Source organism: Clostridium tyrobutyricum (assembly GCF_019144085.1).
Taxonomy (GTDB): Bacteria; Bacillota; Clostridia; order Clostridiales; family Clostridiaceae; genus Clostridium_B; species Clostridium_B tyrobutyricum_A.
The window spans coordinates 1-7,927 of record NZ_JAHHUY010000055.1 but is presented as its reverse complement, the minus strand read 5'-3'; the positions used below and the strand labels follow the sequence as shown (position 1 = coordinate 7,927).

Annotated in this window: 6 protein-coding genes and 1 pseudogene; 6 read left to right on the top strand and 1 reads right to left on the bottom strand. The window is 28.8% G+C overall.

Translation table 11 applies throughout. From position 1 onward, the window contains the following. The 6 genes and pseudogenes from KM800_RS14700 to tnpC form a co-directional block, all read left to right on the top strand. The coding region (locus tag KM800_RS14700) for a hypothetical protein (protein WP_217813759.1) at positions 1 to 615 on the top strand (615 nt) is incomplete at its 5' end. Positions 616 to 907: 292 nt separating this feature from the next. Next, positions 908 to 1,960: a tetratricopeptide repeat protein gene (locus tag KM800_RS14695; protein ID WP_217813758.1), complete on the top strand. Its 1,053-nt coding sequence runs from the start codon at positions 908 to 910 to the stop codon at positions 1,958 to 1,960. Positions 1,961 to 2,040: 80 nt separating this feature from the next. Next, the gene (locus tag KM800_RS14690; RefSeq protein ID WP_217813757.1) at positions 2,041 to 2,223 is read left to right on the top strand and encodes a hypothetical protein; all 183 of its coding nucleotides are present in this window, start codon (positions 2,041 to 2,043) and stop codon (positions 2,221 to 2,223) included. Positions 2,224 to 4,335: 2,112 nt separating this feature from the next. Beyond that, positions 4,336 to 5,475: an AAA family ATPase gene (locus KM800_RS14685; RefSeq protein ID WP_217813756.1), complete on the top strand. Its 1,140-nt coding sequence runs from the start codon at positions 4,336 to 4,338 to the stop codon at positions 5,473 to 5,475. Continuing rightward, entirely contained in the window at positions 5,468 to 6,247 is a 780-nt protein-coding gene (locus tag KM800_RS14680; RefSeq protein WP_217813755.1) for a hypothetical protein, read from the top strand. The genes KM800_RS14685 and KM800_RS14680 overlap by 8 nt, the downstream gene beginning before the upstream one ends. Before the next feature lie 493 nt (positions 6,248 to 6,740). Continuing rightward, positions 6,741 to 7,507: pseudogene (tnpC, locus tag KM800_RS14675) on the top strand (IS66 family transposase); the annotation flags it as partial. 109 nt (positions 7,508 to 7,616) lie between these two features. Here the strand turns inward: tnpC and KM800_RS14670 are convergent. Continuing rightward, the coding region (locus KM800_RS14670; protein ID WP_419195475.1) for a DNA-3-methyladenine glycosylase family protein at positions 7,617 to 7,927 on the bottom strand (311 nt) is incomplete at its 5' end.

Sequence of the window (7,927 nt, the reverse complement as noted above, 5' to 3'; positions counted from 1 at the left end):
ATAGAAATTGACAATGATATATCCTCTGGCAAAGATTTAGGTGTTAATTGTTTCATTCCAATTGAAGCATTAGTTAATCTAGCTAATGGAATTTTAAAAGTTTTCAAACTTTCTGTAACTGACTTAAATGTTGAACAGACTATCTCTACCGGAGGAATAGTAGTAAAATGGGAGTCGGGATTTAAATCAGATATAGGATCAGGTGATATGGAATTCTCTGTAAAAAATGGTCAAATAGAAGATTTCGAAGCAGTAGCTAATGCTATATCTGGTTCAGTTGGACTTTCTAAAAATTGGTTTAACGACTTAGGTGCAGCTATTAAAAATGGTACTATTAAAATTTCTGTTAAAAGCAATCTTAGTATCGAAATAGAAATAGATCAGGAGGTACCTGATGATCTTACAATCACTTATCCATATTTATATACTATAATTGATATTAGCATTAATGATTATATTAATGGATTAGGAAGCGATGTTTTAAATGCAGTTGAGAGTGCAGCTCCAAAAGTTTTTGCTGTCGCTGCGTTAGTAATTGCCGTTTGTGTTATTGTTGAACTAGCACCAGATGTAGCCGTAGTTGCATTATTAAGTGCTTTAACTTCTGTAATATAAAATAACATTATAAAACTTAATAATCTAGTAGAAGCAATTAATAAATACATTAATTATTTTTACTTAGACTATTCAAAAGCCCGGGACTTTTAAAGTTCCGGGTAAAATTTTTATAAGTTAATCACTCATGTTTGTATTTAAGATATCTACAGTTATTAGAATTGTCAATATACTCTTTATAGTGATATATTAAAGTTGTAACATTATGTTTTATATTTATAAGGAAGAGAAATGAATATGTAAAAGTTTTAAATGGATAACTTATAATGAGTTCGAAGGGAGAATTTTAAAGATGAGTTTTAGATTATTTTTTTGTATATTAGTATTACTAGGAATTTTTATAATAATATATAGTTATATTAATTTTATACATAAATTAAATAATGGTATAAATTCTTTAAAAATAGGAGATAGCAATAAAGCTATTTGTATATTTTGTAATATAATTAATAGCAAATCAAGAAACAAAAAGTCCATTGGATATGCTCTTAGAGGATTAAGTTATTTAAGAACACATAAGTATGCTGATTCTTTAGTAGATTTGATAGAATCTATAAAAACTAAGCAAATTCCTGAATTAAATATTGTGCTATTGTCAAAATTTTTTTGTGAATTTGAAGAATATGATATAGCACTAAAGTATCTTTTAAAAGCAAATAAATTAAAACCTGATTCATGTGCAATAAATTTAAATTTAGGACTAATTTGTTATTGTGCTAAAGAATACAATAAAGCTATCAAATATTTTAATACAGCATTAAGGTCTAAGATAAATAAAAAACTTATGTCAAATATATATTCTGATTTAGGTGCTGTGTATATAGACTTAGGAGAGTATGATAAAGCTGATAAAAATATATCTAAAGCTTTATATATATACTCCAAAGATTGCAGTGCATGTAGAAATTACGCTAATTTACTTAGAATAAAAGGAAATAATTCATTGGCAGAAAAATATGCATTACAAGCTATTGCTTTAGATAATTATGAATATTTAGCATATAAAATACTGGCAGAAATAAAGCTTGCACAAAATAATCATAAAGATTTTTATAAAAATTTTAAAATATTTTTAGATAAAAAACCATTAGGAATTCACTATAAAAATATTGCAGATCCTGTTTATGATAAAGTAAAAAATGACGAAAAATTTAGTATTCTAATAAAAGAATCTGAGAAAAGCGTATTAACACTTAATGAATTAAACATTACTATAGATGAAAATGATAATTCTCTTATATCTTATAAATTATATAAAAAACAAAGAATTGTTTATTTATTAAAAATAGTCTCGGCTTGTTTATTATTATTTATAGCTATATGTGTATCTATAAAATCTAAATAGACATTAGTTGTAAATTTATACGACTTATGCAAGATGTAAAACAACTCAATAAATAGTAATTTGAAGAGGAGATCATTCGAGTGTCTAAAAATAGAAAAATTTTGCGCGGTATCATAATTTGTATATTATTAATTTGTACAGCATATTTGGTGTATTCTATCATATCAAACCCATTAGGTGAACATGACATTATACTTGCACTTGCTGTTACCGCATGTTTCATTTCACTTGGTATTGATAAGCGTGGTAGAAAAGGAAAATAACGCACTGAGTAAATTATGACATACTATGAAATGGTTAAATTCCAATTTGTGTAATTGAACAATATATTAGATAATACATGAAGCCACGGAACAGCTTTAACTCTTCGCATACTCAGAATAAAAGCAGTTCCACGGCGGTTTAATTTAATGGGATACTCCGTCCCAAACCCAGGAAGTAAATATTACAGGTCTTATAATAGTCTCCCTATAGTCGAAAGGAAGCTTTGTACAAGCTATTCTTTTTCACTGGATTATAGATACAATAAACCCATTTATAGTTTAGCTCTAATTTATAAGAGTAATCCTGCAGCGTTCAAAACAAGAGCTAGTCCAAAGACATTAAATATAAAAGTGCATTTATTTTTATTATAATGATTTTATGGTGCTAGATTAGAGCTAAATATATTCAGCTTAAGTTTTATGATATTATTTATTAATTTAAAGATAATATATGTATACAGTTAATAATAGTATTGTATATGGAATTATAGATATTTTAATTAATAGCACTTTAACTGCCGCCCAGAAAAGGACAGGTTCCTGTCTAGTATTTCTAAGTTTTCATAAATCTTTCCTTTAATTCCAACCATTCTGAAAACAAAGAAATACACGATTTTAACTAGTCCTTTATATGGGTACCCGGCAGAGTGCAGAGAGGATGGACGTGCTTCCTTCAGAAAGATACATGTACAAGCATTAAAAAGACATGCACATAAATCTTTCACAGCAAGGCAAGTCCATCCTTTTTTAGTATTCCTCTGGGGTCTTTCGCTTGTGCTACTTCGCTAAACAAAAGGAAATTTAACGAAAGTACAAGCTTTTGCAGAGCTTGATACAGTCGTCAAATTTATTGTTTAGCGAAATAAACAAGCGTTCAGGGGAGTTTTCATGGGTTCTTCAGGATATTTCTTATAGGTTATAGGAAAATACAACTTTAAATTTCCTGCAATTGAAGATGGGGATGGACATGCTTTTAACACCTGGCGTAAGATGCACTCATCAACAATCATGCTCTTTTAACCAGCGTTACAAGTCAAGTCCATCCTATGAAATTTTACTCTATATTTGAATAGCATAATTAGATATGCTTTTAAAAGTTCTATGTACTAAGCCGGCCTTATGCCTGCCTTGTAGAGGCAAGTATAAGGTGGACATGCCCTGGGCTTGTCAAAGGCGGTTATCGGGATTGAAATTTCAAACTGTTCTATATTTAGTACGGGATAAAAGACCCTATAGGAATACCTATGCAGTTAAGTTAGAACAGGAACTTTTTATGCCTCATTAAGGAAGCACTTTATCCACAGGAAGCCTTCCTGATTATTTTATTTAGGATTTATCTTTTATAAGGCTGACGAGGACTAAAAAGTGCTGGTGTATGAATAAAAGATACAGCGGTTTATTTTCATAAAAATGTGTTATATATAATAGGAACTGCAGTAAAATAGGTTAATTTTAATAGATTTTATAGTATTAAGTAAGTAGAATTGTATATTAACTATATTTAAGAATTACTGGAGTAAATCCTTTTAATATATTATTTTATACATTGGTTGAAGAGAAAATTTTTTATCTAAGCTAATAAATGATTTATTAACTGCTTATTAGAAATATTATTAAATAAATCTTTCACTTTGGACTAGCATTTGTTTTGAACGCTGTGGGATTATATTTATAAAATGAATATGTATATTTCAATCATGTCTAGTGAAGCAGGAATTCAGTGAAAAAGAAATGCCTGTCCAAAGTTTCCGTGCGAAAGAAATGAGCCTATTTATATGATCTGCAGAGAATTTTCTGCCTGGGTTTGGGGCGGAGCAGCCCATTAAATTTAAGGTCTGTGGTCAAGCTTTTTGTCTGAGTAGAGGAAGAGATAAAGCTTGACCACAGCTTCAATAATAAATTATAAGCATGAGGAATTAGAAAATACTTATCAAGTATACGTATCTAATAATTCACCTGGGAAACATGATCCAACATAACGCAGATGTTAATCACCATAAGGATGATATAAAATTTAAAGTAATTTTTTTACTATAAATTTAAAAATAAAAGTAAAAAGTGTACATTTATTTTTAATTGTGTCTATAATATAGGTATAGGAAGGTGATAACAATGTTAAGTAAAATAGAAATGGAAAATTTTAAATCCTTCAAAAAGCCTACAACAATAGATTTTAGAAGTACCAATTATAGAATCCTAAGGGATACAAATGTATCTGAAAATGGAATATTGAAGGGAAGCATATTTGTCGGAGCTAATGCATCTGGAAAAACAAATATAATACTCTCTCTTAAATTATTATTAGAATTGTTATTTGCAGAAAAGATAATAAATATTGGACTTTATAAGTGCTTATTTTCTGAAAGCAATAATATAAAACTTAACTATGAGTTTAAAATTGAAGATAATATCATCAATTACAATATTAACTATGATGTAGAAAATAGACTTATGACGGAAGATTTATTATTGAACGATAAGATTATGCTAAATAGAATTGGTCAAAGTGCAAAATCATATATTACGGATAATAAAGTTTTTACGGATATTGATAAAGAATCACTTCTTTTAAGATCCATATATTTTAACACAAAATTTAATAACTATCCTGTGTTAAAAACATGGTTTAATTATTTAATAAATTCAGTTTATCTCGATGCTTTTTTAAGGAGAGGTATAAATCCATCACACAGCAAACTTGATTTAGTAGAGTATTTGAAAAATAGTGGTGTAGATGATATTAATAATTTTTTTAAAAAGTATAATTTTGGACAATTGGTAGAGTATTCAAACACAAGTGTTGGAAAATTAATTTCCATAGACACATCTGGAGATAAGAGTATATTTTTTAAAAGAGATGAAATTGGAGAACCTATTCCATTTGCCATGGAATCGCTGGGAAATAAAAATCTTTTAAATATGCTGCCTGCTTTTTTCCATGTAATAAAAAATGGAGGAATGCTGATTATAGATGAATTTAGCAGTGCATTTCACAATGATCTTGAAGAACTTCTTATTAGATATTTTATGGAAAAATCTAGTAACTCTCAAGTGTTTGTAGTTTCACATTCAACTAATTTACTATCAAATACTATCTTTAGACCAGATCAGGAATATGCAGTTGAGTTTAGAGGAAGTGATGGGAGTATCATAAATAGATTTTCCAATGAAAAACCAAGAGAAGCTCAAAATATAGAAAAAATGTACGTAAGCGGTGTGTTTGGTGGAAAGCCGGTATACGAAGATGAGTAAAGTTATATTTGCTGATAACAACAAAAGAATAGGCAAGGTTTTATTTATTGTGGAAGGTATAAAAACTGAGATAAATATACTCCACAGAATATTTACAAAAATATTTGATTATCAGTATGAAAAACTTGATAGATTGGATAGATACAGACCTTACAATAAAAAGGATAATCCGCTGTCTTCAATATTTGTTATTAACACAGAGGAGTCAAACATTAAGTATATAGATGATGCAAGTGGATATCTTGATAATTTATTTACAAAACTTATTAACGATTATAAGTTTCCAGTAGATAAAGCGGCTATATTTTATATTTTTGATAGAGACAATTATTCTAATACTAATGAAAATATTGTTGTTGACTTAATAAATAGACTTGGTAATTCCAGAGAAAGTAATGATGAATATGATAGGCAGGGGCTTCTCCTTCTTAGTTATCCTTCGATTGAAAGTTTTACAGCCTCTAATTATATAAAGGACTCATTTAATTTGGAAATAGAGAAGGGTTCAGAACTTAAGCAGTATTTACATGAACAAAAAATTATGTATCAAGATATAAATAGATATACCACTGAATTAGCAGTTTTAGAAATGGATAAGGCAATAAAGAGCATTGGAATTGAAAGTTATGATTTAGATAATTTTAAAGATACCAATTTAAATATATACAATTATGAAGAAAATCATTATAGAAAAACAAAAAAATACAAGCTGCTAAGTCTATTGTGCGCAGCACTTCTTGATTTGGGATTAATAGCTATAGAGGAAGATTAATAGTTATATATTATTTATATTATAAGAAGAGTTAGAAGTTGGAATATTCGGGTATAGGATATATATTTGTATATTAGAAAATTATATGAAAACAATTGATTCTTACTATGATATTTATGATATTGTAGAAAATAGATAATCTAAAATTCAAAGGTACTTGAAGATACGGCCATTATCTTTGAGTATCTTTTTATATTTTAACCTATACAGGGATAGAAAAGATGAATTAAAATTATATATAAATACCACGGAAGTTGAAAAGTGTAACCTTATGATGTAGAAATAATACAATTAAGACAAACAGTTGTTATTATGTAAACGTCAAATAAAAAAGTGGATAGAAAGTATTTAAAAGGAGATTTTAGATGGATATACAAAAAACAACTCAAGATTATAGAATAAACAAATGAATTAAAATTATACGCGAGCGCCGAGATAGTGGGGAAAATGTAACATCATGGTGCAGAAATAATGGAATTAAGACAAACAGTTATCCTATATGTGGGTATACAGCACATATGCCGGTAGTAAAACGCCGATAAGGCTGTTTGATTACAAGCCCTCAAGAAGTGGAGCTTGTCCTCAGAAATTTTTAAAGGGCTTTAAAGGTTTCCTACATACGGATTGTTATAAAGGCTACAATAAAGTTAAGGGAAAACAAGATGTCTGTGCTGGACACATCTTAGAAGATATTTTGTTGAGGCACTTCCTAAAGATATAGATAGCCTTGAGGCTACACTTCCAGCAAAAGGAATTGATTTTTGTAATAAACTTTTTGCAGAAGAAAAATTAATAGAAAAGCTTACACCAGATGAGCGAAAAGCAGAGCGTCTTGAAACGAAAAAACCGATTCTAGATGCCTTTTGGAGCCGGATTAATTCCATAAAAGACAGCTGCCTTCCTAAATCAAAACTTAGGAAAGCAATAAATTATGCATTAGGTAATAAAAAAGGATTTATGAATTATCTTCTGGATGGAAATTGTGCTATTTCCAACAATCTATCGGAAAATAGCGTAAGACCATTTACAATAGGAAGGAAAAATTGGCTCTTCAGTGGAAGTCCCAAGGGAGCTGAGGCCAGTGCAGCAGTCTATAGTATAATTGAAACAGCTAAAGCTAATGGATTAGAACCATACAGATATCTTGAATTTTTATTCAAAAATATACCAGGTGTTCAATTTGAATCACACCCCGAATTCTTAGAAGAATATTTACCATGGGATCCATGGGTACAATCTTCATGTAAAACAGACAAATAACAAGCTATGATTATTTTAACGAATGTCCATAGCTTGTTTATTTTTCCAATCTACACCAGATGATTTACCGCTTATAATATAAATAAGCAGTGAAGTTTAAAAACACTGCTTATTTTTTATTTGTAAAAATTGCATCAGGAGTATCATCAAGTTCATACAGCCATTTTACAGCCCGCTTTATACTCACATCTCTATAAGATAAAATATCCATTTTACCTAAGGAAAATATGAGAAACATATCAGCTGTCCACGGCCCAATTCCCCTTATAGAAATTAAAATATTTCTAATTTGTTCGCTGTCATTTAATTTTGATAACTTGTTTAAATCTAATTTTTCATTTATCAGATATTTTGATAAATTTTTTATGTATGATATTTTGGCTTTAGAAATACCAAGTTCTCTTAAGATATTTTCATCAC

Excerpts from the sequence above, each read along its gene's own strand:
- KM800_RS14695 (WP_217813758.1), top strand. The coding sequence starts at position 908 with ATGAGTTTTAGATTATTTTTTTGTATATTAGTATTACTAGGAATTTTT.
- KM800_RS14685 (WP_217813756.1), top strand. The coding sequence starts at position 4,336 with ATGTTAAGTAAAATAGAAATGGAAAATTTTAAATCCTTCAAAAAGCCT.
- KM800_RS14680 (WP_217813755.1), top strand. The coding sequence starts at position 5,468 with ATGAGTAAAGTTATATTTGCTGATAACAACAAAAGAATAGGCAAGGTT.